Annotated in this window: 20 protein-coding genes, 1 tRNA gene and 1 pseudogene; 12 read left to right on the forward strand and 10 right to left on the reverse strand. The window is 70.5% G+C overall.

The window, feature by feature from the left end; all coding sequences use genetic code 11:
* The first annotated feature begins 173 nt into the window (after positions 1–173).
* The 3 genes from OG538_RS21450 to OG538_RS21460 all read left to right on the forward strand — a co-directional run bounded on the left by OG538_RS21450 (position 174) and on the right by OG538_RS21460 (position 3,690).
* Positions 174–1,994 carry an MFS transporter gene (locus OG538_RS21450; protein WP_406095942.1) on the forward strand — a complete coding sequence of 607 codons (1,821 nt, stop codon included), beginning with the start codon at positions 174–176 and terminating at the stop codon, positions 1,992–1,994.
* 179 nt (positions 1,995–2,173) lie between these two features.
* Positions 2,174–3,034, forward strand: coding sequence for an adhesin (locus OG538_RS21455; RefSeq protein ID WP_406095944.1), 861 nt, complete (start codon positions 2,174–2,176; stop codon positions 3,032–3,034).
* Positions 3,035–3,063: 29 nt separating this feature from the next.
* Positions 3,064–3,690 carry an ATP-binding protein gene (locus tag OG538_RS21460; RefSeq protein ID WP_406095946.1) on the forward strand — a complete coding sequence of 209 codons (627 nt, stop codon included), beginning with the start codon at positions 3,064–3,066 and terminating at the stop codon, positions 3,688–3,690.
* 120 nt (positions 3,691–3,810) lie between these two features.
* Here OG538_RS21460 and OG538_RS21465 read toward each other — a convergent pair whose 3' ends face one another.
* Positions 3,811–6,540: an FG-GAP-like repeat-containing protein gene (locus OG538_RS21465; protein ID WP_406095948.1), complete on the reverse strand. Its 2,730-nt coding sequence runs from the start codon at positions 6,538–6,540 to the stop codon at positions 3,811–3,813.
* A gap of 272 nt (positions 6,541–6,812) precedes the next feature.
* The gene (locus tag OG538_RS21470) at positions 6,813–7,247 is read right to left on the reverse strand and encodes a DUF5959 family protein (protein ID WP_406095950.1); all 435 of its coding nucleotides are present in this window, start codon (positions 7,245–7,247) and stop codon (positions 6,813–6,815) included.
* Positions 7,248–7,565: 318 nt separating this feature from the next.
* Here OG538_RS21470 and OG538_RS21475 point away from each other — a divergent pair, with 318 nt between their 5' ends.
* Both OG538_RS21475 and OG538_RS21480 read left to right on the forward strand, forming a co-directional pair.
* Positions 7,566–8,189, forward strand: coding sequence for a DUF6000 family protein (locus OG538_RS21475; protein WP_406095952.1), 624 nt, complete (start codon positions 7,566–7,568; stop codon positions 8,187–8,189).
* A 43-nt stretch (positions 8,190–8,232) separates the two neighbouring features.
* Positions 8,233–8,622 (forward strand): annotated as a pseudogene (locus OG538_RS21480) (tyrosine-type recombinase/integrase); the annotation flags it as partial.
* A gap of 71 nt (positions 8,623–8,693) precedes the next feature.
* Here the strand turns inward: OG538_RS21480 and OG538_RS21485 are convergent.
* The 3 genes from OG538_RS21485 to OG538_RS21495 all read right to left on the reverse strand — a co-directional run bounded on the left by OG538_RS21485 (position 8,694) and on the right by OG538_RS21495 (position 10,729).
* Positions 8,694–8,766, reverse strand: a tRNA-Arg gene (locus OG538_RS21485).
* Between the two features lie 334 nt (positions 8,767–9,100).
* Positions 9,101–9,742, reverse strand: coding sequence for a TetR/AcrR family transcriptional regulator (locus tag OG538_RS21490; RefSeq protein WP_406095954.1), 642 nt, complete (start codon positions 9,740–9,742; stop codon positions 9,101–9,103).
* Positions 9,743–10,105: 363 nt separating this feature from the next.
* Positions 10,106–10,729 (reverse strand): glyoxalase, encoded by a 624-nt coding sequence (locus OG538_RS21495; RefSeq protein ID WP_406095956.1) that lies wholly within the window; start codon positions 10,727–10,729, stop codon positions 10,106–10,108.
* A gap of 426 nt (positions 10,730–11,155) precedes the next feature.
* Here OG538_RS21495 and OG538_RS21500 point away from each other — a divergent pair, with 426 nt between their 5' ends.
* Positions 11,156–12,616, forward strand: coding sequence for a class I adenylate-forming enzyme family protein (locus OG538_RS21500; RefSeq protein ID WP_406095957.1), 1,461 nt, complete (start codon positions 11,156–11,158; stop codon positions 12,614–12,616).
* Here OG538_RS21500 and OG538_RS21505 read toward each other — a convergent pair.
* A complete protein-coding gene (locus OG538_RS21505) occupies positions 12,603–13,880 on the reverse strand; it encodes a M6 family metalloprotease domain-containing protein (RefSeq protein WP_406095959.1) in 1,278 nt (425 codons plus the stop codon). The genes OG538_RS21500 and OG538_RS21505 overlap by 14 nt on opposite strands.
* A 347-nt stretch (positions 13,881–14,227) precedes the next feature.
* Here OG538_RS21505 and OG538_RS21510 point away from each other — a divergent pair, with 347 nt between their 5' ends.
* Positions 14,228–14,890: a TetR/AcrR family transcriptional regulator gene (locus OG538_RS21510; RefSeq protein WP_406095961.1), complete on the forward strand. Its 663-nt coding sequence runs from the start codon at positions 14,228–14,230 to the stop codon at positions 14,888–14,890.
* Positions 14,891–15,087: 197 nt separating this feature from the next.
* Positions 15,088–16,620 carry an MFS transporter gene (locus OG538_RS21515; protein ID WP_406095963.1) on the forward strand — a complete coding sequence of 511 codons (1,533 nt, stop codon included), beginning with the start codon at positions 15,088–15,090 and terminating at the stop codon, positions 16,618–16,620.
* Between the two features lie 104 nt (positions 16,621–16,724).
* Here the strand turns inward: OG538_RS21515 and OG538_RS21520 are convergent, their stop codons facing one another.
* The gene (locus OG538_RS21520; RefSeq protein ID WP_406095965.1) at positions 16,725–17,237 is read right to left on the reverse strand and encodes a MarR family winged helix-turn-helix transcriptional regulator; all 513 of its coding nucleotides are present in this window, start codon (positions 17,235–17,237) and stop codon (positions 16,725–16,727) included.
* A 146-nt stretch (positions 17,238–17,383) separates the two neighbouring features.
* Here OG538_RS21520 and OG538_RS21525 point away from each other — a divergent pair, with 146 nt between their 5' ends.
* Both OG538_RS21525 and OG538_RS21530 read left to right on the forward strand, forming a co-directional pair.
* On the forward strand, positions 17,384–18,166 hold the full coding sequence (locus OG538_RS21525; RefSeq protein ID WP_406095967.1) for a dioxygenase: 783 nt from the start codon (positions 17,384–17,386) through the stop codon (positions 18,164–18,166).
* Positions 18,167–18,751: 585 nt separating this feature from the next.
* Positions 18,752–19,750 carry an RNA polymerase sigma factor RpoD/SigA gene (locus OG538_RS21530; RefSeq protein ID WP_406095969.1) on the forward strand — a complete coding sequence of 333 codons (999 nt, stop codon included), beginning with the start codon at positions 18,752–18,754 and terminating at the stop codon, positions 19,748–19,750.
* A gap of 141 nt (positions 19,751–19,891) precedes the next feature.
* Here OG538_RS21530 and OG538_RS21535 read toward each other — a convergent pair whose 3' ends face one another.
* Complete coding sequence (locus OG538_RS21535; protein ID WP_406095971.1) at positions 19,892–20,872, reverse strand: helix-turn-helix transcriptional regulator; 981 nt, start codon at positions 20,870–20,872, stop codon at positions 19,892–19,894.
* A 62-nt stretch (positions 20,873–20,934) separates the two neighbouring features.
* Here OG538_RS21535 and OG538_RS21540 point away from each other — a divergent pair, with 62 nt between their 5' ends.
* Positions 20,935–22,488: an MFS transporter gene (locus OG538_RS21540; RefSeq protein ID WP_406095973.1), complete on the forward strand. Its 1,554-nt coding sequence runs from the start codon at positions 20,935–20,937 to the stop codon at positions 22,486–22,488.
* Positions 22,489–22,586: 98 nt separating this feature from the next.
* On the opposite strand, the gene OG538_RS21545 is transcribed toward OG538_RS21540, so the two are convergent.
* Together OG538_RS21545 and OG538_RS21550 are read right to left on the reverse strand one after the other, a co-directional pair.
* Complete coding sequence (locus tag OG538_RS21545) at positions 22,587–23,354, reverse strand: DUF6227 family protein (RefSeq protein ID WP_406095975.1); 768 nt, start codon at positions 23,352–23,354, stop codon at positions 22,587–22,589.
* 134 nt (positions 23,355–23,488) lie between these two features.
* The gene (locus OG538_RS21550; protein ID WP_406095977.1) at positions 23,489–24,622 is read right to left on the reverse strand and encodes a P1 family peptidase; all 1,134 of its coding nucleotides are present in this window, start codon (positions 24,620–24,622) and stop codon (positions 23,489–23,491) included.
* Here OG538_RS21550 and OG538_RS21555 point away from each other — a divergent pair.
* Entirely contained in the window at positions 24,594–24,884 is a 291-nt protein-coding gene (locus OG538_RS21555; protein WP_406095979.1) for a hypothetical protein, read from the forward strand. The genes OG538_RS21550 and OG538_RS21555 overlap by 29 nt on opposite strands.
* Positions 24,885–24,925 lie beyond the last annotated feature (41 nt).

The following is a 24,925-nucleotide window of genomic DNA, read 5'->3' on the forward strand; positions in this document are numbered from 1 at the left end:
CGTCCGCCGAGGTGCGAGCCACCTCACGGGCTGTTCCGGGGCGGCGACGAGAGTGTGCGTGTTAGCGTCCCGGGGGCAACGCGTGGACCCTGGAACGCGTCTTCCCGCCCATGAGACCCGAGCAGGCAAGCCGGCGGTTCCAACGCGTCCGGGGAGGGACGGGGAGAGTCGCAGTGACCACTGCCGAGCCGACACGGGCGAAGCGCAACGCAGGCTCCACGGAGGCGCCCGCCGGGGCCGGCGGTCCGGACGGGACGGGTGGGTTCCCAGAAGGGCTCGACGGCCTCAAGCAACGCTGTCTGCGGCACCCGGTGCTGCTGACGACCGCCGTGGCGGCGGCCGTGCACGTCCTGTGGTTCCTCTTCTTCGCCAACAGCGGCGGTGACATCGCGGCCCAGGACGCCTGGGCCGAGTTCGTCGGCCGGCACCCCGGAACGGCGTACAACCTTGCCTGGTACGGGGGCATGCACCCCGTCTCGTACAGCGTCGTCTCGCCCTATCTGATGTCGCTGCTCGGCGTACGCACGACGATGATGATCGTCGGGACGGTCTCGTCCGGACTGACCGCGCTGATCCTGTACCGGGTGAAGGCGGTGCGCAATCCGCTGGCCTGCTCGATGGCGGGTGTCTTCGCGTATCTGTGCAACGCGCTGTCGGGCCGGGTGACGTTCGGGCTCGGCATGATGTTCGCGGTCGGCGCGGTGGCGGCGGTGTTCTGCTGGCCGCACCGCTGGCGGTACAAGCGCTGGGCGAAGGCGGCCGTCGCCGCACCCCTCGCCGCGCTCGCGACGGCGGGCAGCCCGGTGGCCGGACTCTTCCTCGGTGTGATCGCGGCCGCGCTGTTCCTGAACAATCGGCGCCCCGGCGCGTACGCCCTGGGGCTCGCGCCGGTCGCGGTGGTGGCCCTGTCCGCGTGGCTGTTCCCCTTCTCCGGTACGCAGCCGATGTCGATCGCGACGCTGTCGCTGCCGTTCGTCTTCGCCGCTCTCGTCTTTTTCCTGGTGCCGGGCGACTGGAGGACGGTGCGCACCGCCGCCGCCGTCTACGGGATCGGGACGCTGCTGACGTACGTGATCGACTCGCAGATCGGCTCGAACATCTCGCGGATGGCGATGCTGTTCGCCGGGGTGGTGCTGCTCGCGGCCCTGCCGTACACCGTGCCCCGCTCACGCAAGTGGTACGCGCTGGTCATCGCGTTCGCCGGACTGAACTTCTGGATCGGGTTCAAGGGCGTCGACGACATCGTCCGGACCGCGCCCACCGCGTCATGGGCGCGGGCGCTGGCTCCGCTCGTCGATCAGCTCCAGCAGGTCGGTGCCGACCGGGGCCGGGTCGAGGTGGTCCCCCCGAGCAGCCACCGGGAGGCGGCCGCGATGCTGCAGCACGTCAACCTGGCCCGTGGGTGGAACCGGCAGGCCGACATGGAGCGCAACCCGCTCTTCTACGACGACACCCTGAACCCGGTCAACTACCGCCAGTGGCTCGACCGCTGGGCCGTCCACTACGTGGTGCTGCCGAAGGGCGACCCGGACTCCAGCGGCGCCGTCCAGGAGACGGAGCTGGTCGACAAGGGACTGCCGTACCTCAAGGCGATCTGGTCCGACGAGAACTGGCGGCTCTTCGCGGTCGACAGCCCCGTGCCGATGGCCGATCCGCCGGCGACGGTGGACAAGGCCGGTGCCGAGGAGCTGACCATCCATGTGAAGAAGGCCGGCCGGGTACTGATCCGTATCCCGTACTCGCCGTGGCTCGCCGTCGTCGACGAGGAGGGCAGGAGCCTGGAGCGGCCGCAGGAGACCGAGGCCTCCAAGCGGCGTGCGGACGAGGACACCCCGAAGTCCTTCGCCAACACCAACGGCTGCCTGATCAAGTTGGAGGAGGACGAGTACGGCGACGAGTGGACGGAGCTGCTCGCCCCGCGCCCCGGCGTGTACCGGCTCGGTGCCCCCTACCAACTGCCCCCCGGGACCCCGTGTCCGGACGAACTGCGCTGACGCCCGGGACCTCGTCTCCGGGCGAACGGCACTGACGCCCGCCGCCGGTGCCCGGGCAGGGCGCGGGCCGGCCGGACCAATTCCGCACGACCTCTCCCAGCGGGGACGCGGCACTGGCATGGTGTGCTGCCATGAGGTGCCAACAGTGCGGCGGTGAACGGCGTGGGGCGCTGCCCGGTATGCGCTGTCCCGATTGCGAGTCCGTGACGCGTGCGGGCAGCGGGGACGGCGCGTGGATCGCCCGGGAGACGCTCGCGGGCCGGATATCCACTCTTCCCGGAAGCCGTAAGGCATGGCTGGCGGCGGGTGTCGTGGTGCTGACCGGCTCGCTGGTCACGGCGGTGTCGCTCATCGCGTCGGCCGGCGGGGAGACCCGCATCGGGGCCGTCGGCCGCCCGGGCACCGGGGCTGGCGACCGGGTGGGCGGCGCCCCCACCCGCATCAGCCCTTCGGCTGCCGGACCGGGCGCCTCCGCCTCCGTCCCCGCTTCCTCGCCGGCCACGGCTCCCACCCCGTCGGAGCAGCCCCGGTACCGCTACACGGCGTGGGCGGGCCCCGGCTGTTCGACGGGGGAGTACCGCGAGCACGGGCGCTTCGAGAACGGGGACGTGGGCTGGTACACGGTCACCTCGGGCGGCTTTCACGGTGATACGTGCGACGGCCGGTTCAGTGCGGTCCCGATGTCCGGCAGCCCGGACGAGGACCGCGGCAACACCGCGACCTGGTCCTGGCATCTGGGAGCCGGATACCGGGAGTGCGCGCTGACCGTCTTCGTTCCGCGTTCGGACCGCGACCGGGACGTCGCCGGGAACCCCACCGTCTACCGGGTGCTGTCCGACCCCGCGAACGCGGACTCCGCGTACACCGGCTTCGCGGTCCGCCAGACCGTGCACCGGGGCAGCGCGGTCGATGTGAACAGCTACCCGGTCAAGGGCGACACCTTCGCGGTCCAGCTGATCGACCGCGGCCGGGACTGGGGCAGTGCGCACCTGGTGGGCGCGCATCATGCGGCGGCGCAGCTCAAGGTCTCCTGCCGCTGAGGCGGCAGTCCGCCGGGCATAATTTCTTGATGGACACATCAAAGGCTGCCTGGCGCAACACGACGCACGACTGGGCGGGCGTCGTCGATGCCGGCCATCTGGAGAGCATCCGGCGCAACCCGGCCGCGTTCGCCCCGGGTGGCGTGCGGCACCTGATCCTCGAGGTCGTCGCGTATGCCGCCGACGAGGCGGAGTGCAACGACGGAGGGAATGCCCTCCTCACGCTGTACGCCGACGGGTCGGTGTCCGTGGCGGACGACGGGCGGGGCACCGACACCCGCCGCGACGAGCGGGGCGAGCTCGTGAAGAAGCCCGTCATGGCCACGAAGGACCTGCGCTTCTTCGACCTGCCGGACGTGCGGACACTGCCCGACGGACACCCGCGGCGCGGCATGTCCGTCGTCGCGGCGCTGAGCGAGAGCCTCGTCCACACCAACCGCCGCCGCAACGGCTCCTGGACCCAGCGCTACGAGCACGGCGTTCCCGTAACCGGTCTGGACCCCGTCGACGACGACGGCACGACGGGCACGCTGGTCCACTTCCGTCCGGCCGGGCCGCTTCGCGCAGGGTCCGGGCCGTCGGCGGACGAGCTTGCGCGGTGGGCGGCGGCGTGGCCGGACCTGACCGTCGAGGTCGACGACCGCCGCGAGGACTGACGGTGCGCCCCTGCGTGACCGACGCGGGCCGGTGCGGTCAGGGGCGCCGGTCGGTACGCGGAGGGGCCGGCACTCAGCAGTCGCGCTGAGTACCGGCCCCGGTGTTTCCTGCCCGCGCCGTTACGGCGTCAGCGTCTGGCCCACGTGGGCCGCTGCCGGAGTGCCGATGTTGGAGCGGCCGTAGTAGATGGTGCTCTTGGGGGAGACACCCGCGCTGCCGCTGTCCAGCTGCAGGAAGACGCCGTCGCCGGCGTTCTCGCCGTCCGCGCCGATCGCCAGGTCCGCACGGCCGTAGCCGGACAGGTCCTGGAGGAGGACGGAGGACCCGAGCCGGTCGCCGGACTCGGTGTCACCGGAGATGTCGGCCGTGTCCTGGCTGTACGCGATCGAGCCGGTGCCGGAGATGCCGGTGGAGCTTCCCTTGAAGAGGATCACCGTGCCGGCGTCCACCCGGCTCACGCCGCCACGGGCGATGTCCTCGTTCGGGGCTCCGGCCAGGACGTCCGCGTAGCCGTCGAGGTTGTAGTCGCCGACGGCGACGGAGGCGCCGAGGTCGTCGCCCGTCTCGCCGGTGCCCGGCACATTGGCGGAGTCCTGTCCGAGGGTGATCGCGCCGGTCGCGGTGAGGCCGGTCGTCGTGCCCTTGAGCAGGGTGACGCTGCCGCCCTTGACGGTCGTACCCGACTCGGTCGTACCCGGCTGGCCGACGACCAGGTCGTCGATGCCGTCGCCGGTGACGTCGCCGGCGGCGAGGGAGCGGCCACCCTTTGCGGAGAGAATCCCGACGCGCTGCAGCCCGGCGGACGAGCCCTTCAGCCACAGGACCCGGGAAATGCCGGTCGGGTCACGGAAGTTGACGGCTGCGTCCGCGTATCCGTCCTGGTTGAAGTCGCCAGTGGCGACGGCCGCGTAGGAGACGGCCGCGGTGTACGCGGAGGTGTTCAGGTACCCCGACTTGGCTGCGCCGGTCTTGGAGTCGTACGACCACCAGCGGCCGGGCTTGCCGGGCGCGACCGAGAAGACGTCGGAGTTGCCGTCCGCGTTGAAGTCACCGGTGGCGACGGAGGTGCCGAGCTTCTCACCGGCGGCGCGGGTCGCGGTCGCGGTCCCGTACGACGTGCCGGTGGTGAGCGCGGGGCCGTACATCACGGAGATGAAGCCCGAGTCGGCGTGGCCGCTGGTGTCGTCCTCGCCGGGCGAGCCGATGACCAGGTCGCCGTATCCGTCGCCGTTGACATCGCCGTACGCGTTGGACGAGCCGAACAGGTCGCCGGACTCGCTGCTCCCGGGGACACCGTCGCTGTTCTGGTCGATCGTCTTCTTGGCGGAGGCGACCGGGCCGCTGTCACCGCCGGGGACGACCGTGAGCGAACCGGCGCTGCTGCTCGTCTTCGGGGTGCCTGCGACCATGTCGGTCACGCCGTCACCGTTGAAGTCCGACCGGGTGAGGGCGTGCGAGATGCCGGGCGAGGCGGCGAGGGTACGGATCAGCGGCAGCTTGTTGTAGAGGGCGTCGCCGGGGCAGAGCGTGGAGTTGGTGTTGCGGTGGCCGAAGACCCGGGGCAGCGTGATCGAGGTGCCCTCGGCGACCTTGTTGCCGTCCTGGCCGAGCGGTGAACCGGACACCAGGGTCACGCTGGAGGTCGGGCTGATGCCGTACATGCCGAACTTCCAGGCGACGACGCGGGAGATGGCCTCCAGGCCGGCCCGCGTCGGGTTCAGCGTCATCGTGTTACCGATGTACGAGATGCCGACCGTGTTGGTGTTGAAGCCGACGTCGTGGGCGCCGATCACCGGAAGGTCCATGCCGCCGCTTCGGCCCTCGAAGATCTGGCCGCAGCGGTCGACGACGAAGTTGTAGCCGATGTCGTAGTAGCCGCGGGCGAAGTGCTCCTGCTGGATGGTGCGCATCCGGGCCATCGACTGGCTGCAGGGGACGCCGTTGTCCTGGTCGACGCCGGTGTGATGGATGACGGCGGCCTTGATCTCCTGGCCGTAACCGGGCGTGCCGTCGTAGTCCGTGGAGGCACCCCACTGCGCCTGGGTGATGATCGGCGGCTTGACGACCGTCGAGGGGAGGGGTGCCGGGACGGTCGGCGACGGGGAGGCCGTCGCCGTCTCGCTGGAGGTGGCGCTGGGCGACGCGCTGTCCGTGGCCGTGGCCGTGTCCGTGGGCGTCACGGTGCCGGCCGGGTCCGTCGGGGTCGCCGTGTCACCGGCCGGTGGCGTCGCGGTGTCCGTGGGCGTGGCCGTGTCGGTCGCGGTGTCCGCCGGGGTCGGCGTGACGTCCTGCGCGTACGCGACGGGCTTCGCGGTGCCCGTGGGGTCGGTGCCCGGGTCGAGGAGCTTCACGTCCATGCCGGACGGGAGGGCGGCGGCGGAGCCGTCGGCGGCGACCACCCGCACCTCCACACCGTCCGACGGTCCGGTCCACACCGCGGCGGTGCCGCCGCGGGTGGCCGCGTCCTCGGCCTCCTTGCCGTCGGCGGAGAAGGGATCGTCCGGCAGGGCCTGCCAGCCCGACCACTTGCCGCTCTCGACCTCCTTCGAACGGATCTGGGCGGTCCCCTTGAGCTTGGCGTCCGGGTCCGACCAGGTCAGCAGGACGGCGCTGTACTGCTTGGTGTCCTGCTTCGGCAGCCCCTTGCGCCCGGCACCCTGCCCGGCGAGCTTGACCGTACGCACGGCCGCGTCCCGCCCCTTCTGGTCGCTCGCCGGCCCGTTGTCGGCCGGCCCGGCGACCGCGTAGGCAGCTGCCCCCGCCCCGCCCAGCACGACGGCGCCGACGGTCAGCAACGCCCGTCTCTTCAGGCTCAGCGGTTTGTACGCGTGCTTCTTACGCGGGCTCAATGCCCCACCCCATTGGTTCCGTTCGCGGTCTCGTGTGCACCACAAGTCTCATTGATGGTCTGAAGTATCCAGCGTCTGTGGAGCGTGGAGTGTCACACCAAGGGGCTTGCCGGGAAGTGTCATTGGGCCCGGCTGCCCGCCACGGAGCGGGCCGATGAGCGCGCACCGACGTATGGCCGGGGCACGGCACGGAGTCGCGTCAGGGCCTTCCGGACCCGCGCGACATGGCCGGGCGCCCGGCCCGGCCAGGCCGACGGGTCCGGGCCGGCTTCTCAGTCTGCTGGGAGTAGGTGCGCCCAGACGGCAAGGAGTCTTCCGAGCAAGACACGCTGCTCGTCGATCCAGCCGCGATCCACGTCGAGGGAGATGGCCAGCCGGGTGGTTTGCTGGTCGGCGATGGTGACGGTGATTCGATCGGAATCGTTCTCTCGCCAGTCCAAACGGATGCCTATTTCAGCGACTCGCGCAGCCTCGCGCCAGACGGCGCTGCGCCCAGCGGCAACCTCGTCCAACACGTGCGCCCAGCCGGCCAGGTCCCTTGGCTCCACGAAGGTGTCGTGAATGCCGGACACGAAGTCGTTGTGGACCAGAAGCTGTCCCTGCACATCCGGGATGCCCGGGGCGTAAGAGTCGTTCAACTGGACCATGACACTGCCGCCATGCTTGCCGATGATCCGCAGCAGTGTGAACCGCTCGCACTCCTCCACGCCCTACCCCCGGGTGCTCGATCTTGTGCCGACATTACGCACTCCAGCCGTGCCGAGGCTTCGCACTCCAGGTGGCACCACTGACTCACTGTCGGGTTCCAGCCCTGAAGGGATGGCTCCATCCCCGGCCCCTCTGGGGGCGGCTCCGCAGACGTTCGTGGGCGCCGCCATCGTACGTTTACGTCGTCGCTCAGTCAGACACTCACCCGCTCAACATCCGCCGTGAAACGGAAACCGAGACGGATGGGCATGCAGGGATGAGGCGCCCGACCTGCCGGATTGCTGGTCTGACGGCTTTCTCCGTACGAGGATGCTGCCATGCGTTGCGCAGACGAAGAGGAAGAGCCGCTCAAGCTGATCCGCCGCTACGTCACGCCCGACCAGCGGTACCTCAAACTCGGCGGCAGCCTTCTCGGGATGAGCGGTGGCGACCGAGCCAAGTTCCTCCGGAAACTGGGCCGGGCTGCCTGTGAGATCAGTCCTCGTGAACTGGACACGCTGTTTGACCGAGGGTGGCGCGAGCGCAAGACGGCAGCCTGGCTCGTCGCCGTGGCCGGCAGATCCGAGTTCCGGGATCGTCTCGGCGAACTCCTGCTCGCCAGTGAAGGGCCCTACGCGGGGATGGCGTACTGCGTCGCTCTGGCCACCTTCGGCACCCGGGCTGACGCCGACCTCCTGGTCGCTTACCTCGACCGCTACCTTCGGCGCCCCGACCTCTGTTACGACCAGGAAGCCGCCCTCGGTGCACTCCTATTGCTCGACGCCAGACTCGGCGCTGACCACGCGGCCCGGTTCCTCGTGCCTGACGGTCTCTGGCAGCAGTGGATCGACGGGCCGCCGAGCAAGGACGGCGAGGTCCCCGCCAGCTGTCGAGAGTTCATCGGCAAGCTCTGCACTTTCGCTGCTGAGGCGGCCAAGCACTGCTCGGACAGGCTGACATGAGTCCCCGGGCCAAGGATGGTCACCACCATCACCCAGCGCGTAGACCCCTGCGGCTACGGCCAGGGAATCGCACCGGGTACTCCGCACAGCCCTCACCTCGGCCTGCCGCGAGGAGCTGGTCGCTCGGAACGTAGCGAGCCTCGTCGAACTGCCACAGCGAAGTCGCGAGAGCTGAGCCCCTGGTCCCTGAACGAGACCCTCTCGCGTTGCCGAGTTCGCCGGCCTCCGGGTGAACCGCCTGCACGACGCCCGACACGGCTGCGCCACCATCCTCACCGCGGGCGGGGTGTCTCCTCGTGTCGCGAGGGAGAACCTCGGGCACAGCCATATCGGCATCATCATGGACGTCCATACGCACGTCGTGCAGGACACTCAGCGCGAGGCCGTCAGCCACATGGACCGGCTGCTCAAGAGGCGGCCCGGCCGCGAGTGACCACTGCCGTCGACGTCAGACGTGGATGTCAAAGACCCCGGACCGTGATCGGTCCGGGGTCTTTTCGCTTGTGCCCCCGGCAGGATTCGAACCTGCGACACCCGCTTTAGGAGAGCGGTGCTCTATCCCCTGAGCTACGAAGGCGGGGATCTGTACAAAAAGTGTCGGAAACGGCGCAATGTGCGGAGCCGATTCTTGACAGGCTTTGAACAGGTGGGTGATCAACCCGTGAGGGTCTGCTCGCCGCCGCCAGTGTAGCGGGTGGCGTGCTCGGTGCGCGGAGTGTGGGGCGGGGTGGGTTTTGCCCGCGTTTGTGGACATCCTCCTGCTGGTCGGATCGCGGGATCCGGCAGGGAGGTGTCGTGCTGGGCACAGGTCGGTCTGCGGAACAGAGCGGGCAGGGGGAGTGTCCGCGCCCAGCAACGGCCGTACCGGTCGAAGGTACTTCCGGGCTCGTCCCCGCTCAACTGCCCCTGTGTCAGGGGGTGGGGAGCGAAGAGGTGTCGGTGGCCACGGCGTGCAGGCGGTTCAGGATTCCCTTGGCCGCCTTGTCGTAGCAGGTGAACTCGTTGTGGAGGACGGATTCGGCGTTGGCCATCTCCATCAGTGCGACGAGCTCGAACACGAGCTGGGGCGCGTCGGCGTTCTCATCGATCTCGCCCGCCTGTTGCGCTTCGCGCACGGTCTGCTCGACGAAGGCGAACCAGCTGGTGCGGGCCGAGGCCAGTGCGTCGTGGACCTTGCCCTCGCGGGCGTCGTACTCGGCCGAGACGGAGTAGAAGAAGCAGCCGCCCGGGAAGACCCGCTGCCGCGAGTAGTCGAGCCAGCCGGCACACACCCGCCACAGGCGGTCGACGCCCGGCGGCAGGTCGCGGGTCGGCTGGACGACGTGCTCCAGGTAGACCTTGATGGCCGCCCGGACCGTCGCGAGCTGGAGGTCCTCCTTGGAGCCGAACAGAGCGAATACGCCGCTCTTGCTGAGCTTGAGTTCGGTCGAGAGCCGTCCCAGTGACAAGCCCTCCAGGCCCTGGACGGAGGCGATCTCCACGGCACGCCGGAGGACCACCTGACGCGTCTGGTTCCCGCGCGCGATCCGTCCGTCGGTGCGTGCCGCTGTCATGCCCTGCCCGTCCCCTGTGCCGGCTCGCCTGCCGGCTCCCCTGCGCAGGTCTTCCGGTGGCGGCCCCTGCGCACAGGCTCCCCGGTGCCGCCGCCGGGGCTCAGCCTACCGAGCGTGACCGAGCGTGGAGACGGCCGTGCCGTCAGTAGGTTGCGCGCTTCGGTGGCTGGGTAGCGCGGAACGGTCCGGCCGGTCGGGCCGCGCTCGACAGAGCCGAGGACAGCGCGGACGACGTGGTGAGTGTGCGCCCGAGCCTCGAACTCGTCCTGCTGATCGTGGAGGGCGGTCAGGATGTCGCGGTACGCGAGAGTCGTCGCGCCGCGACCGATGGTGTCGCCTTGGGATGGCCACCGTGTGACGGGATCAGGGCGCGGGCGTCACGGCAGCGGCCTCCCAGCCGAATCCGTCCGGGTCGGTGAAGGCTCCGGCGTCGCCCACGAGCGCGATCCGGTGCGAGCCGGTGCCGTCGATGGGCACGCCGACGTCCTTGGCGAGGGCCCGGCGCCCGTACAGCGCCAGTTTGATCGGGCTGCCCTGGGTGTCGAACTCGACGTACTTGCTGCCGAAGCTCTTGGCTACGGTGAGGCCGCGCTCGACGTAGAAGCGCTTGCTCGCGGTCACGCTCGCCGTGCCCAGCAGGAGCACCATCTGCTCGATCTCCCCGGTGGCCGGGCCGGTGTCCTTCTTCGCCGATGTCGCGATCTTCCAGATCGTCCCGTCCGGGGCCTGGAAGACGCCGCCGTAGCCCCAGAACGACTTCGTGGCGGGCTTCAGCGCCGTGGCGCCGGCAGCGAGCGCGGCGTCGACGAGGCCGTGGACATCGGCAGGCTGGGCGACCGTGAGCGACAGCGAGAACCCGCGGAATCCCGTGGTGGGCGCATCCGAGGCACGGAGGCCTACGCGCTTGTCCAGACCGAGGGCGGTGTAGAAGTGGTGGGCGGCCGTGGTGTCGGCCACTTCGAGGGTGAGGGCTTCGATGGAGGTCATGCGTTTCACGCTAGTTGCGGCCCCGCCGCGGGCGCTTCTTGATTCCTGACCGGTTCGGCTGCCGGCCGGTCGGTCGCCGCTCACTTCTTTCGGCGGTCGGCCGGTGACGGTGGACGATCACGAGGTCAGAGGCCGTCCGCTGCGCTCCTTGAGCGAGGTCGGAGGCCGTTCCGGGTACGGCCGCCGAGGGAAGCGGCCCGCGTTCGGCCGGGCGGAGGGCGGCGGGTGGGTCTCTTGACGGGGTGGGGGCGCGGGCCTAGCGTCGCGACGATCGTGAGCAAGCACCGAGGAAGGTCGTTCGTGCCGCATACCGACCGGACCCCAGCCAGACCTCCCTCACCCGAGCCGGCCACATCGGAGACTGAGCCAGCCGCAGCCGCAGCCGCAGCCGCAGCCGCAGCCGCAGCCGCCGAGGCGGCGGTTCGTGTGCGCGCCGCGCTGACCGGTCCCGGTGGTCCTTTCGCTGTCGTACGGGCCGAGGACGGGCCGCAGGCCGGTTCGCTCGTGTACGCGGACGGGCCGAGGACGCTCCGTGAGTTCGTGGAGACCACGTGGGCATTCGGCGACCAGCCGTTCCTGATCGCGGGGGAGCGCAGCTGCTCGTACGGGGAGTTCTTCGCCGCCGCGTCCGCGCTGGCGTGCCGGCTGAGCGAGGTGTACGGGCTCCGGCAGGGTGACCGGGCCGTGGTCGCGATGGGCAACCGTCCGGAGTGGCAGATCGCGTTCTGGGCCGCCCAGCTGGCCGGGCTGGTCGCCGTTCCGCTGAACACGCGGTGGACGGAGGAGGAGTTCACGTATGCGCTCGACGACTCCGGACCACGGGTGCTGCTGGTCGACGGCGAGCGGCTGCCGCTGGTCGCGGACTGGGCCCGGAAGGCCGGGGCGCGCGTGATCGTCTTTCACGGCGGAGACCACAGCCGCGCCCACCGGGCCCGGGCCGGCCGGCTCAGCGAGGGCGTCGAACCGTACGTCGACGGCGTCGAACCGTACGTCGAGGGCGTCGAACGGTACGAGGACCTGCCGGCGCCCGATCCGCTCGCCGCACCGCCCGAGGTCGAGATCCGGCCCGAGGACGACGCGACGATCATCTACACCTCGGCCACCGACGGCAGGCCCAAGGGTGCCGTTGCCACGCACCTCGCCCAGGCGGGTGCCGCACGCAACCCGCGGTTCCACGCGGCGGCATCCGCGCTCGGCCGGGGGGTCATCCCCGGTCAGGGGCCCGCACCCGTCACGCTGCTGAACGTCCCGTTCTTCCACGTCGCCGCGTTCGCCGGCGTCTGTGCCGCGATGTCGTCGGGTGGCGCCGTCGTCCTGATGAGCACGTGGGATGCGCAGGAGGCGCTGCGGCTGATCCGGAAGCATCGCGTCACGCACTACTCCGGGGTGCCCGCAACCGCACGCCGGCTGCTTGCCGCGGCCACCCGGACGGGGGACGGGCTGGAGAGCCTTCGGATCGTCGACACGGGCGGGGCGGCGCCGCTCCCTGACCTGGTCGGGGAGCTGACCGCCCGCTACGGGGAGCGCATCGAGCCGCACCAGGGTTACGGGCTGACGGAGACCGGCGGTGATGTGCTGGCGGCTTCCGGCGACGAGTGCCGCTTGCATCCGGGCAGCGGGGGGCGGCCGACGCCGTGCACCGAGGTGCGGATCGCCGGTCCGGCGGGCGAGGCGCTGCCCGAGGGGGAGACCGGTGAGCTGTGGCTCCGCGGCCAGGCGCTGGCGCGTGGCTACTGGCGCGACGAGGAGGCCACGGCGCAGGCGTTCACCGGCGGCTGGTTCCGTACCGGGGACCTGGCCGTGATCCAGGAGGGGCGGGTCCGCGTCGTCGAGCGGGAGGCACCCGGACCGGTGGAGTGTGAGGGGGAGACGGTCAGAGGCGAGTGATGCGCACGCGGTAGTCGCCCCGGGAGTCCTTGTCGAGCACCGAGATACGGATTCCGTTGGCCCGGTCGGTGAAGTTCTGGCCGGGCTGGAACGGGGCGTCGGAGAGTTCGGCGTGCACGTTCGGGAGCCGGGTGCAGCCGCTGCTGTCCTTGGTGCTGTCGGTGACGGACACGGGGCCCTGGCCGGTGTCGACGTCGGAGCTCACCTTGTAGATCAGCACGCCCGGCCGGCAGACCTCCTGGTCGTTGCCCGCCTGGGTCCGTACCTCCACCGCATAGCCGGATTCCGCGCTCAGCGGTACGAACGCCAGCTTCGTGCCGCCGTGGGTGGCCAGCGGCTCCAGGACGTGGTCGCTGGTGCCGGGCTGGGAGGCGCAGCTGATCTGGTTGTTGTCCAGCCAGCCGAGCTTCCATTTGTGCCAGCCCAGCAGGTCGTTGTTGGCCCCCCAGTCCTCCGACATGATGTCCCAGTGCCCGACCGAGCCCCCGCCCTCCATGGTGTAGAGGTCGGGCAGGCCGAAGACGTGGCCGTTCTCGTGGGGCAGGACGCGGTAGCCGGTCTGGGGGTACGAGCCCGAGCCGTCGTCCTGGCGGCTGTAGACGAAGGACGTGTTGGAGAGCGGGACGCCGTCCGCGTACGGGGCGTCGTCGTTGCCCGAGAAGGTCACGGACAGCACGGTGTCCAGGGCCGAGGGCCCGGCGTTCGGGGTGACCAGGATGTTGACCAGGTCGTAAGCGGTGAAGTCCACTTCGGCGTCGGCGGCGGCGACGATGTCCTGGACGAGGTGGTGGTAGCCCGGTTCGTACGGTGATCCGCGCTCGATCCCGTACTCCGCGAACGGCAGCGGCATCCGCAGCCAGGACTTCACCGGGGCGTCGGGGACGTAGGTGAGCCGTCCGTAGGAACTGGTGCGGAACCAGTCCGTGGTCTGCGGGAAGAACTCCGCGAGCCGGTCCATGGCCGGTTCCTTCCCCGGTGCGTCGGGAAAGTCGATCATCAGGTTCAGCGCGTGGATCTGACCGGTGGAACGGGCGTAGCCCGGCTGCGTGGGCATGCCCTCCGACATCTGCACCCCCATGGCCGCCGATATCCGGCACGGGCCCAGACCCGCGGAGCGGGCGGTGGTCATCGGCCCGGCCGAGGCGCGGCTCGGCAGGGGGAGGGTGCTGCTGGCGGATGCCAGTGCCGCGATGACCAGGGCTGTTGCCGCGCCGAGGGCCACCGGGCGGCGATGCTTGCGTATCCGGTGGCGGGGCTGCTGCATAGAGGCGCCTTCGGGTCCGCGGCAGTCGGCCGACCCTGACTGCGCTCTGTCGATCAGCCTCGGCCGGGCGGTGCGGCGCCGCGCGTTGGGTGCGCCGATCGGTGGGTTTTTCCTCCGCTCGGGGCGTGTGGCTCAGGTCACATCGGGGTGGGAAATAACCGGGGAGCCTTTCCCCGTTTGCACCGGTGTCCCTGCGAAACGGGGAAGCGGTCCCCGGTTACGCGGAAGACCGCAGCAGTAGGCCGCGAGTGGCCGCAGCAGCGGAAGGCCGCTCGCGGTCGTCGCAGCAGAAGACCGCACGTGACAGAACCCGTAGCCGGAAGACCAGGAAGAGAAGGAGCGCCGCCGTGGACACCGTCGCCCGCACCGCAGCCGGAACCGCGCAGCCGCATGCGCCCCGCCCGAGGGCCGACGCGCTGCGCAACCGGGAGCGGATCGTGACGGCCGCGCGAGAGATGTTCGTCGAGTTCGGCCCCGATGTGCCGCTCGACGACGTCGCCCGCCGTGCCGGCGTCGGCAACGCCACCCTCTACCGCAACTTCCCCGACCGGGCCGCACTGACCCACGAGGTCGTCCTGGCGGTCACCTCCCGCACCACCGACCGCGCCGAAGAGGCTGCGAACGAGGAGCAGGACCCCTTCGTCGCGCTCAGCCGCTTCGTGCACGCGGCGGCCGACGAACGGATCGGGGCCCTGTGTCCCATGCTGTCCGGCGGCTTCGACAAGGACCATCCCGAACTGCTCGCCGAGCGCCGGCGCCTCGAAGAGGCCGTCCAGGGGCTCGTCGAGCGCGCCATGTCCGCAGGGCGCCTGCGTGCCGACATCGCCGTCGGCGACGTACTGGTCGTCCTCTCCCAGCTCACCCGGCCACTGCCGGGCATCGCCTGCCCGAACATCGACCGGTTCACCCACCGTCACATCCAGCTGTTCCTGGACGGACTGGAGGCTCCGGCCCGGTCCCGACTGCCCGGGACGGCGGCGACCCTGGAGGACCTGCGGCGCCGGGCCTGACCACCGCGCCGGGTTCCTGCACCTGACACCCGGCCGTGTGGCGGCCACGCCGCGACCACTCTCTTCTTCCTGACCAGAACCCACCCCGCTCCACATCGCCCTTGCTCTCGCCCGGCCCTCACCGGGTCCACCGGCTTTCACCGAACGCACGGTTCACGACCTCGCGCGCCTTCGCGCGTCCTTAGGTGGCTACTTCCATGTCAAAAACAGCTGATATCCGACTCCCGGACCCCAGCCGCTGGAAAGCGCTGGCGTTCATCGCTCTCGCGCAGTTGATGGTCGTGCTCGACGCCACGATCGTGAACATCGCGCTTCCGCACGCCCAGACGGACCTCGGCATCACCGATGCCAACAAGCAGTGGGTCATCACCGCCTATGCGCTCGCCTTCGGTGGCCTGCTGCTCTTCGGAGGGCGGATCGCCGACCTCTGGGGGCGTAAGCGCACCTTCGTCGTCGGTCTGATCGGCTTCGCGCTGGCCTCCGCGCTCGGTGGCGCGGCGCAGAACCAGGGCATGCTGTTCGGTTCCCGTGCCCTTCAGGGTGTGTTCGGCGCACTGCTCGCCCCGGCAGCCCTCTCGCTGCTCGCGGTGATGTTCACCGACGCCAAGGAGCGCGCCAAGGCGTTCGGTATCTACGGTGCGATCGCCGGCGGCGGTGGCGCCGTCGGTCTGATCCTCGGCGGTCTCCTCACCCAGACGCTGAACTGGCGCTGGACGTTCTTCGTGAACATCCCGTTCGCGATCGTCGCCGCGGCCGGTGCCTACTTCGTGATCCGGGAGCCGGCCGGCAGCCGTAACCGTTCGTCGCTCGACATCCCCGGCGTCGTCCTGTCCGCCCTCGGTCTGGTCTCGCTGGTGTACGGATTCACCCGCGCCGAGTCCAGCGGCTGGTCGGACGCGCTGACCATCGGTACGTTCGTGGCCTCCGGCGTGCTGCTGCTGGCCTTCGTCCTCACTGAGGCCAAGGTCAAGTCGCCGCTGCTCCCGCTGCGCGTGGTGATGGACCGCAACCGCGGCGGCGTCTACCTCTCGCTGGGTCTCGCCATCATCGCGATGTTCGGGCTGTTCCTGTTCCTCACGTACTACCTGCAGGTCGTCAAGGGCTACTCGCCGATCAAGACGGGCTTCGCCTTCATGCCGATGATCGTCGGCATGATCACCGGCTCGACGCAGATCGGCGCCCGGCTGATGACCCGGGTCCCGGCCCGCATGCTGATGGCCCCCGGCTTCCTGACCGCTGCCGTCGGCATGCTGCTGCTCACCCAGCTGGAGATCGACTCGTCCTACGCGGCGGTCATCCTGCCGGGTCAGCTCCTGCTGGGTCTGGGTATGGGTACGGCGTTCATGCCCGCCATGTCGCTGGCCACGCACGGCATCGAGCCGCGTGACGCGGGTGTCGCCTCCGCGATGGTCAACACCTCGCAGCAGGTCGGCGGTGCGATCGGTACGGCGCTGCTCAACACCATCGCCGCCTCCGCCGCCACGGCGTACGCCACCTCGCACGCGGCACTCGGTGCTACCGACCCGGAGCTGTTGAAGCTCCAGTCGATGGTGCACGGCTTCACCGGTGCCATCTGGTGGGCCGTCGGCATCCTGGCGGTGGCCGCCGCGATCGCCGCGACCTTCATCAACGCCGGCCGCCCCTCGGCCACCACGACGCCCGGGGGCACTGGTTCCGGTGACGCCGAGGGCGTCGAGGACGAGTTCAGGGTGCCGGTCGTCGCGCACTGACACCTGTGCGTGCAGGCCCGTGACCTCTGTGACGGGTGAAGCGAGCTCTGCCCCGGTTCCGTTCGTACGGAGCCGGGGCAGAGGCGTGTGCGGGAGCGGTGCGGTCAGCGGAGCCAGGGGAGGTCCGCGTCGGTGCCCTCCGGCTGGAGTCCGGACGCCATGACCTGCATGATCTGGCCGAGCGTGCGCACCTGCTCGGGGGTGAGACGGTCGAACATCGCCTCGCGTACGGCGCTGACGTGACCCGGGGCCGAGCGGCGGAGCATCTCGTAGCCCTCGTCGGTGAGGACCGCGTTCTGGCCGCGCTTGTCGGACGGGCAGTCCTCGCGGCGCACCCAGCCGCTCTTCTCCAGCCGGGCCACCGCGTGCGAGAGCCGGGAGCGGGTGATCTTGGCGTCCTTGGCCAGTTCGGTCATCCGCATCTGGCGCCGGGGTGCCTGGGAGAGCTGGACGAGCAGTCCGTAGTAGATGTGCGGCATGCCGGCATCGCGCTGCAACTGGCGGTCGAGGTAATCCTCCATGAGCGTGGTGGCGTGCAGATACGCACGCCAGACGCTCTGTTCTTCGTCGGTGAGCCAGCGCGGCCCACCGGTGGGTGCCGTGGTCATGTACTCCACTGTACGACCTTTTCTTGAATGTTGAACTAGATAGAGCTAAGGTCTCCGAAGGTAGGAGCTTGAATCTTAAAGAACTGTTCCTGTCGAAGGACCTGTCGAAGGACCTGTAGAAGACTTACCTTGAGTAGCAGTGGATGGGGAGTGTCATGACTGTCACCGCGGAGCGCATGCCCGCCCTCTATCTCTCCCACGGCGCACCGCCGCTGGCCGATGATCCGGTCTGGCCCGGCGAACTGGCTGCCTGGTCCGCGGGGCTGCCACGCCCCACCGCCGTCCTCATGGTCTCCGCCCACTGGGAGGAGGCCCCGCTCGCCCTCGGCGCCACCGAGACGATCCCGCTGGTCTACGACTTCTGGGGCTTCCCCGAGCACTACTACCAGGTGCGGTACGCCGCGCCGGGTGCCCCCGCGCTGGCCGAGAGCGTACGCAAGCTGCTGCGCGGCGCCGGTACGCCGGTCCAGGACATCCCCGACCGGGGCCTCGACCACGGGGCGTACGTCCCACTGGTGGAGATGTTCCCGGCGGCCGACATTCCGGTGTTGCAGATCTCCATGCCGACGCTGGACCCGCAGAAGCTGATGGACATCGGGCGCAAGCTCGCGCCCCTGCGCGACGAGGGCGTCCTGATCGTCGGCAGCGGCTTCTTCACCCACAACCTGGCCGCGCTGCGGCATCCGGGTGGAGGCATCCCCTCCTGGTCGACGGAGTTCGACGACTGGGGGCACCGGGCCCTTCAGGCGCAGGACATCGACGCGCTGCTGGACTTCGAGCACAAGTCGCCGGCCGGCCGCCTGGCCCACCCGCGCACCGAGCACTTCGCCCCCCTCTTCGTCACGCTCGGGGCCGCGGAGCAGGAGCTGGACCGCGGGCGCAGCGTGATCGACGGCTTCTGGCTCGGGCTGGCCAAGCGCTCGCTGCAGTTCGGCTGAGGGGCGCGGGCCCCCACCTGCCGGGCCGGTCCGGCAGGTGGCGGCGGACGGTCGGAGCGCCGGAGGGGCCCTCTCGATCGACCGCCCGGCCCTCGCGTTCGGGATCTTGCCGGGCCCGCGGGGCATGGCATGACGCACTTGTGGCGTTGTCCTCGGTCTCCCTTGCGCCGGCCGGTACCCCACCGGCAGCGCGTCCCGCCCCGGGGCGGCGCACCGCACCCGTCTCGCTCGATTCGTCCGCATTGCGGGCAGCCTGAGCAACCAGAAGCGGGTGCGGGCCGTCTACAGGGTGAGAGCGCAACCGGGGCAAGCCCTGCTCGGGAGCGAAGGGGACTGCGTCGCATGTGTGGGCGGTCTCACGCACCTCACAGTCGTGGGGGCCTCCAGATCAGTCGCGACGCCGGGCCTGACCTGCGGTTCCGTGTTCTGTCGCATCAGTACTCCCCCCTCGTGGCGCGACAGGGTACTGCATGATCGCGAAAATGAATGCCGGTCATGGGAATTCTGTCCGGATTCCAGTCGTTGTTTCCAACGGATGCAGGGCACCCGAAAGGGTGTCGCGACCTACTCAGCAAGGGAGCACGCATGGCAACCCGTGCCGTCGCCCGTCGTTCGTCCGCCACCGGCGGGACCAACCGGGCAAGCAGTGTTCGCGCCGTGGGCGGGGAGATCGCCGATCGCGACCTGGTCGGCATGTACCTGGACGAGATCGCGCGCACGCCGCTGCTCGATGCCGCCAAGGAGGTCGAGCTGTCGCAGACCCTGGAAGCGGGCGTTTTCGCGCGGCAGGTCCTCGACGGTGCGGTGGAGAGCGAAGCCGGCGGGGCCTCGCGCGAGGAGCTGGAGGCGCTGGTCGCCGAGGGCGAGCGCGCCAAGGACATATTCATCCGTTCCAACCTGCGACTCGTCGTCGCGGTCGCCCGCCGCTATCCGAGGGCCGGGCTGCCCCTGCTCGACCTGATCCAGGAGGGCAACGCCGGTCTGGTGCGTGCGGTTGAGAAGTTCGACTACGCCAAGGGCTTCAAGTTCTCCACGTATGCGACGTGGTGGATCCGGCAGGCCATCACCCGCTCCATAGCCGACCAGTCACGCACGATCCGGCTCCCCGTCCACCTCGTGGAGGAGCTCGGCCGGATCCGCCGTGTCCAGCGCGAATTCAACCGCGAGAACGGGCGCGACCCCGAGCACGCGGAGATCGCCGCCGAGCTGGACTCGACCCCCGGGCGCGTCGGCGACGTCCTGGACTGGGCCCGCGATCCGGTCAGTCTGAACATGTCGGTGGACGACAACGGCGACACGCAGTTCGGTGACCTCCTGGAGGACACCTCCGCCGTCTCGCCCGAGCAGTCCGTCATGACGCTGCTGCGCAGCGAGGAGCTGGAGGAGCTGATCGGCAAGCTCGACAACCGCACCGCGTCGATCATCCGTATGCGGTACGGCATCGAGGACGGCCGTGAGCGGACCCTCACCGAGGTGGGCAAGCAGCACGGGCTCACCCGCGAGCGGATCCGGCAGATCGAGAAGCACGCACTGCTCGAACTGAAGCGAATGGCTCACGACACGGGCTTTGACGCTGCGGCATGAGCTCGCGTCCAGTAACCTCCGAATTGGGCCGCTTCACATCGGCGGCCATCTGAGCTGAGTCCCGGCGCCCACCCCCCCCTGGCGCCGGGGCTCATCCTTTTTTCCGGTCCCTCCGGTCCCTTTCCGGCAGGGCCTGCGGGCCTACGACGCCGACGTCTCCGGGGGCGCCGCCGCGCGGGTGAGCCTCCCGCCCAGGTCGTTCAGATACGTCACCAGCTGCGGCGGCTGGTGCGCGGTGAACTCGCAGTCCACCAGGGCGAGGCGCAGCGCCACCCATTCCAGCGAATCGGTCAGCACCGTCCGCAGTCGGCAGCCGTGCTCACCGGTCTGCTCCAGCGGTCCGATCGAGGCGGGCAGCCGCGAGGCCACGAACTCGGCGGGGGCCGCGAAGCTCACGTCGACCGCCAGCTCCGGCTGCCTGCGCGCCATGGAGCTGCTGAGGAACTCCGCCGCGTCACCGGTCGGCAGTTCGCGCGGGGTGAAACGGGCCCCCGTGGCCAGCGGATCACTCACCCGGTCGACCCGGAAGGTGCGCCAGTCCTCCCGCTCCAGGTCGTACGCGACGAGATACCAGCGCCACCCGGTGCTCACCAGGCGGTACGGCTCCACCTGCCGCCGCGTCTCGGCGCCGTCCCCCGCGCGGTACGCGAACCGCAGCCGCTCCCGTCCGGTGACCGCCGACGCCATCACGGTCAGCGTCTGCGGGTCGATGGTCGAGCCGTCCCCACGAGCCAGTGGCATCGTGGCGTTCTGCAGGGTGGAGACCCGGTGCCGCAGCCGTGAGGGCAGCACCTGTTCCAGCTTGGCCAGGGCCCGTACGGAGGCCTCGTCGACGCCCTCGATGGCATGGCCGGCCCCGGCCCGCAGGCCCACCGCGATGGCCACCGCCTCCTCGTCGTCCAGCAGCAGCGGCGGCATCGCGGTGCCGGCCACGAGCCGGTAGCCGCCGATCGATCCGCGTGACGCCTCGACGGGGTAGCCCAGGTCACGGAGGCGGTCGATGTCGCGGCGGATGGTGCGCGGGCTGACGTCGAGCCGCTCGGCCAGTTCACTGCCCGGCCACTCGCGCGGCGTCTGGAGCAGTGACAGCAGGTTCAGCAGTCGTGCCGGGGTGTCGGTCATGTCACTCAGGATGCCTGTCCATTGGGTCATGACCTGACCTAATGGACGTTTAACTTTCTCATATGACTTCTTCCGCACCCCTGCCGACCCCGGCGGACACCTCGGCGTCGTCCCCCGATCCGTCGGACCGCCGCCGATGGTTCGCGCTGGCCATCGTGATGACCGCGGCCTTCATGGACCTGGTCGACGTCACGATCGTCAACATCGCCATCCCGAGCATCAAGGCGGATACCGGCGCCTCGTTCAGCTCGATCCAGTGGATCACCGCCGGATACGCCCTGGCGTTCGCCGCCGGTCTGATCACCGGTGGCCGGCTCGGCGACATCTACGGTCGCAAGCGGCTGTTCCTCATCGGGATCGGTGGCTTCACCGTGGCCTCCGCCCTCTGCGGCTTCGCCGCGAACCCGGAGATGCTCGTCGCCTCCCGCATCCTCCAGGGCGGCACGGCCGCGCTGATGGTGCCGCAGGTGCTGTCGATCGTGCACGCCACCTTCCCCGCGCACGAGCGCGGCAAGGTCTTCGGTCTCTTCGGTGCCATCGTCGGCCTCGGCGCCGTGTCCGGTCCGCTGCTGGGCGCGCTGCTCACCGAGTGGAACATCGCCGGCCTCGAATGGCGCCCGATCTTCCTGATCAACCTGCCGGTCGGCATCGCGGGCCTGATCCTGGGGCGGAAGTTCATCACCGAGTCCAAGGCGCCGAAGGCGCTCCGTCTCGACCTGGTCGGTGTGGTGCTGGTGACGCTGGGGATGCTCATGCTCATCTATCCGCTGACCCGCGGCGAGGAGCTGGGCTGGCCGCTCTGGGGCTACCTGTCGATGGCCGGCAGCATCGTGGTCTTCGCCGCACTCGTGCTGTTCGAGCGGGCGAAGGCGCTCCGGGACGGTTCGCCGCTGGTCGAGCTGTCGCTGTTCCGGGTCAAGAGCTTCGCCGCGGGCATCGCCGTGCAGCTGACCTTCGGCGTCGGCCTCGGCATCTTCTTCCTGGTCTGGACGCTGTACATGCAGGAGGGGCTCGGCTGGAGTGCGCTGCGGGCCGGCACGACCGGCATCCCGTTCTCGGTCGCCGTCTCGGTCGCGGCCGGTATCTCCGTACAGAAGCTGGTCCCGCGCTTCGGGCGCAAGGTGCTCCAGGCGGGGGCGCTGCTCATGATCGCCGGTCTGCTGCTCTACATCTGGGAGTCCGACCGCTACGGCATGGGGATCACGTCCTGGCAGATGGCGCTGCCGCTGGTGGTCATGGGTGTGGGCATGGGGCTGATCGTGGCTCCGCTGGCCGACGCGGTGCTGTCCGAGGTCCCCAGGGAGCACTCCGGATCGGCGTCCGGGCTGTTCAACACCGTGCAGCAGATGGGCAATGCGCTCGGGCTCGCTCTTGTCTCGGTCGTCTTCTTCGGCGCGATGGGCGACAGGCTGACGCCGCCGCAGATCGGCCCGGCGTTCGCCGATGCCTTCGAGCACTCGCTGTGGTGGGTGGCCGGTGTGCTCGCGGTGATCTTCCTGGTGATGTTCGCGCTGCCCGCCCGGCCGAAGCAGCACGTGGAGGGCGGCGAGGACAGCGGCGACCACAGCGTCGGCGCCGTCGAGGAGCCCGCCAAGGAGCCCACGCTGACGCACTGAGCAGGCGGAACGCGGAAGCGGAAGACGGAAGAACGACGGTGCCCGCACCCCGGCCGGGGTGCGGGCACCGTCGTGCCCGTACGGTGCCGGGCCGAACGTCAGCAGATGCGGGTACGGCTCTCCATCGCGCCGCGCGCCGCTTCCTCGTCGCCGTACACCTCGCACATGTGGCGGCCGTCGGGCGTCGCCGTGTGCTCGACCTCCCACAGACTGCTCTCGCTGCCGTCGAGAAGCAGGAAGGCGTGCTCGTACAGCGTGAAACCCGCGTCGCGACCGTCCACCCGGCACTGCCGGCCGAAGATCTGGGTGATGTGGTGGGCGAAGGCCGCCCGCAGCCGGTGGGCTGTCTCCTCGCCCGGCACGTCCCGGTTCTCCGCCCGGCGCAGCACCCGGCGGGCGTGGTCCGCGGAGTTGTCCGGGGCGTACATCCGGGGCAGCGGGGCCGGGGGCGCCGCCATCAGGGCATCGATGATCTCCAGGTCCGTCTGCGGGCCGTCGTGCCCGAAGGCGGGGCCGTCGCAGAAGCCGCCGGTCAGCCGGGCTGCCGCGATGTGGGCGTCGGACTCGTCGTCGTACAGCTCGTGCTGCCGCAGGGCGGACTCCTCGCCGTGCCCCCGGCCCGCCTCGCGCGGGCCGCAGTGCACCAGCTCCCACAGGGTGAGCGGCGTGCCGTCGGCCAGCAGGTACGTATGCCGGTACGTCTCGCGGTGCAGGGAGGAACTGTGGTGCGAGGAGTGCAGGGAGCTGCTGTGGGCGAGTGCGGTGTCGAGCCGCTCGACCGTGCTGTCGGGCAGGTCGAACGAGTTGAGAGCCCGCCGCAGGATTCGCTCGAGGTGCTGCTCGGTTGTCTCGTACGGATCGCTCAAGGTGCTGTCTCCAGGCCGTCGCCGCGTGTGACTTGATGCGTGCTCAACGTAGTCCCTGGGTCTGACATCGTGACCGGGGTTGGGAAAAACGTACGGTGCACGCAGAAGGTTCCCTCCTGTGTGCCCGAACTTCCCTATGCCGACGATGAGTCGACTCCGTACCCCTTGTCCTCGTGCGGCGGCGTCGAGGGCGGTGGTGTGCCATAGAGATCACCGTAGGCGGGGTATGTGCCACCGCCGGCGCGGCCGTTGACGCCGGTGGCGGCCCGCACCGCTTTCACGATGGCCCGGGTCACGGCCTCCGCACCCGCTGCCAGCAGGTCGTTGAGTGCGAGCGGGTTCGCCGGATCCAGCGGCCGTCCGCCGGTGGACAGGGCGAAAACGGTGTCCCCGTCGCTCATCAGATGGACGGGCCGGATGGCGCGCGCCAGCCCGTCGTGCGCCGTCCCCGCGAGCTTCTGCGCCTGTGCGCGGCCGAGCTCGGCGTCCGTGGCGACGACGGCGAGCGTGGTGTTGAGCGGGGGGCGTGTGTTTGCCTCGTGCGCCTGTTCCAGGCGCCTTTGCGCCGCACGGTGTGTCTCCGGTGCGGGTGCGACGGCCGGCTCGGCGCCGCCGTACTCCCCGTACAGCACGCCGGTGCGGGGATCGAGCACGGAGCCCGCCGCGTTCACCACGGCCAGCGCGGCCACCGTGATCCCGGACGGCAGCAGGACGCTCGCCGTGCCCACCCCGCCCTTCAGCTGCCCGGCGACCGCACCCGTACCCGCGCCCACGCAGCCCTCGGCGACTGCGGCGCCCGGCTCCGTGCGCGCCGCCTCCTCCACCGCCGCCCGGCCGGTCGACGCGTCCGGCCGGGCCCGCCAGTCGCCGCCCCGCCCCAGGTCGAAGACGCAGGCCGCGGGGACGACCGGAACCACCTGGGACGGATCGGCGCCCACCCGCACACCGCGCCCCTGCTCCTCCAGCCAGGCCATCACCCCTGACGCCGCGTCGAGGCCGTACGCGCTGCCGCCCGTGAGGACCACGGCGTCGATGCGCTGCACCAGGTTGCGCGGATCGAGTGCGTCCGTCTCGCGGGTGCCCGGGCCGCCGCCGCGCACGTCGACGGCCGCGACCGCACCGCCTTCGGGCGCGAGGATCACGGTGGTGCCGCTGAGCGCGCCCTCGCCCTCGACCCGCGCATGTCCGACGCGCACCCCGGCGACATCGGTGAGCGCGTCCCTCCGGTGCGGCGCGGGCATGGGGGCTGTGGGGTCCTGGCCGGTCATCCGGTTGCTCCTCGTGGTGCGGGTCGCCGACTGCGGGGCCGTCCACGGTGAACGTACCCGGCCGACGGCGGGAGTTCGCCGTCAGGCCCTGGAGGCGAGCCGCCTGCCGCGGATCGCGGGACGGCCGCTGGAGCCCACGCCGGACACGAAGCGGCAGGCGCCGGCCGAACCGTTCACCCTGTATGACGCCCCGTCGCCCACCCTCGGACCGGTCACCGTCGCCCGCAGGACGTGCGCCCCGCACGGGCTGCGTGCCGGGTGAGCCGTACGCCCTGCTCCTCGACCGGCCATCGCACCGCCGAG

The sequence above is a fragment of the Streptomyces sp. NBC_01013 genome (genome assembly GCF_045162765.1).
GTDB lineage: Bacteria > Actinomycetota > Actinomycetes > Streptomycetales > Streptomycetaceae > Streptomyces.

Bases quoted from the DNA above. Each gene is read 5' to 3' on its own strand.
- OG538_RS21550 (WP_406095977.1), bottom strand. From the start codon at position 24,622: ATGACCGGCCAGGACCCCACAGCCCCCATGCCCGCGCCGCACCGGAGG.
- OG538_RS21455 (WP_406095944.1), top strand. From the start codon at position 2,174: ATGCGCTGTCCCGATTGCGAGTCCGTGACGCGTGCGGGCAGCGGGGAC.
- OG538_RS21460 (WP_406095946.1), top strand. From the start codon at position 3,064: ATGGACACATCAAAGGCTGCCTGGCGCAACACGACGCACGACTGGGCG.
- OG538_RS21525 (WP_406095967.1), top strand. From the start codon at position 17,384: ATGACTGTCACCGCGGAGCGCATGCCCGCCCTCTATCTCTCCCACGGC.
- OG538_RS21555 (WP_406095979.1), top strand. From the start codon at position 24,594: ATGGGGGCTGTGGGGTCCTGGCCGGTCATCCGGTTGCTCCTCGTGGTG.
- OG538_RS21505 (WP_406095959.1), bottom strand. From the start codon at position 13,880: ATGCAGCAGCCCCGCCACCGGATACGCAAGCATCGCCGCCCGGTGGCC.
- OG538_RS21475 (WP_406095952.1), top strand. From the start codon at position 7,566: ATGCGTTGCGCAGACGAAGAGGAAGAGCCGCTCAAGCTGATCCGCCGC.
- OG538_RS21490 (WP_406095954.1), bottom strand. From the start codon at position 9,742: ATGACAGCGGCACGCACCGACGGACGGATCGCGCGCGGGAACCAGACG.
- OG538_RS21495 (WP_406095956.1), bottom strand. From the start codon at position 10,729: ATGACCTCCATCGAAGCCCTCACCCTCGAAGTGGCCGACACCACGGCC.
- OG538_RS21540 (WP_406095973.1), top strand. From the start codon at position 20,935: ATGACTTCTTCCGCACCCCTGCCGACCCCGGCGGACACCTCGGCGTCG.
- OG538_RS21530 (WP_406095969.1), top strand. From the start codon at position 18,752: ATGGCAACCCGTGCCGTCGCCCGTCGTTCGTCCGCCACCGGCGGGACC.
- OG538_RS21515 (WP_406095963.1), top strand. From the start codon at position 15,088: ATGTCAAAAACAGCTGATATCCGACTCCCGGACCCCAGCCGCTGGAAA.
- OG538_RS21535 (WP_406095971.1), bottom strand. From the start codon at position 20,872: ATGACCGACACCCCGGCACGACTGCTGAACCTGCTGTCACTGCTCCAG.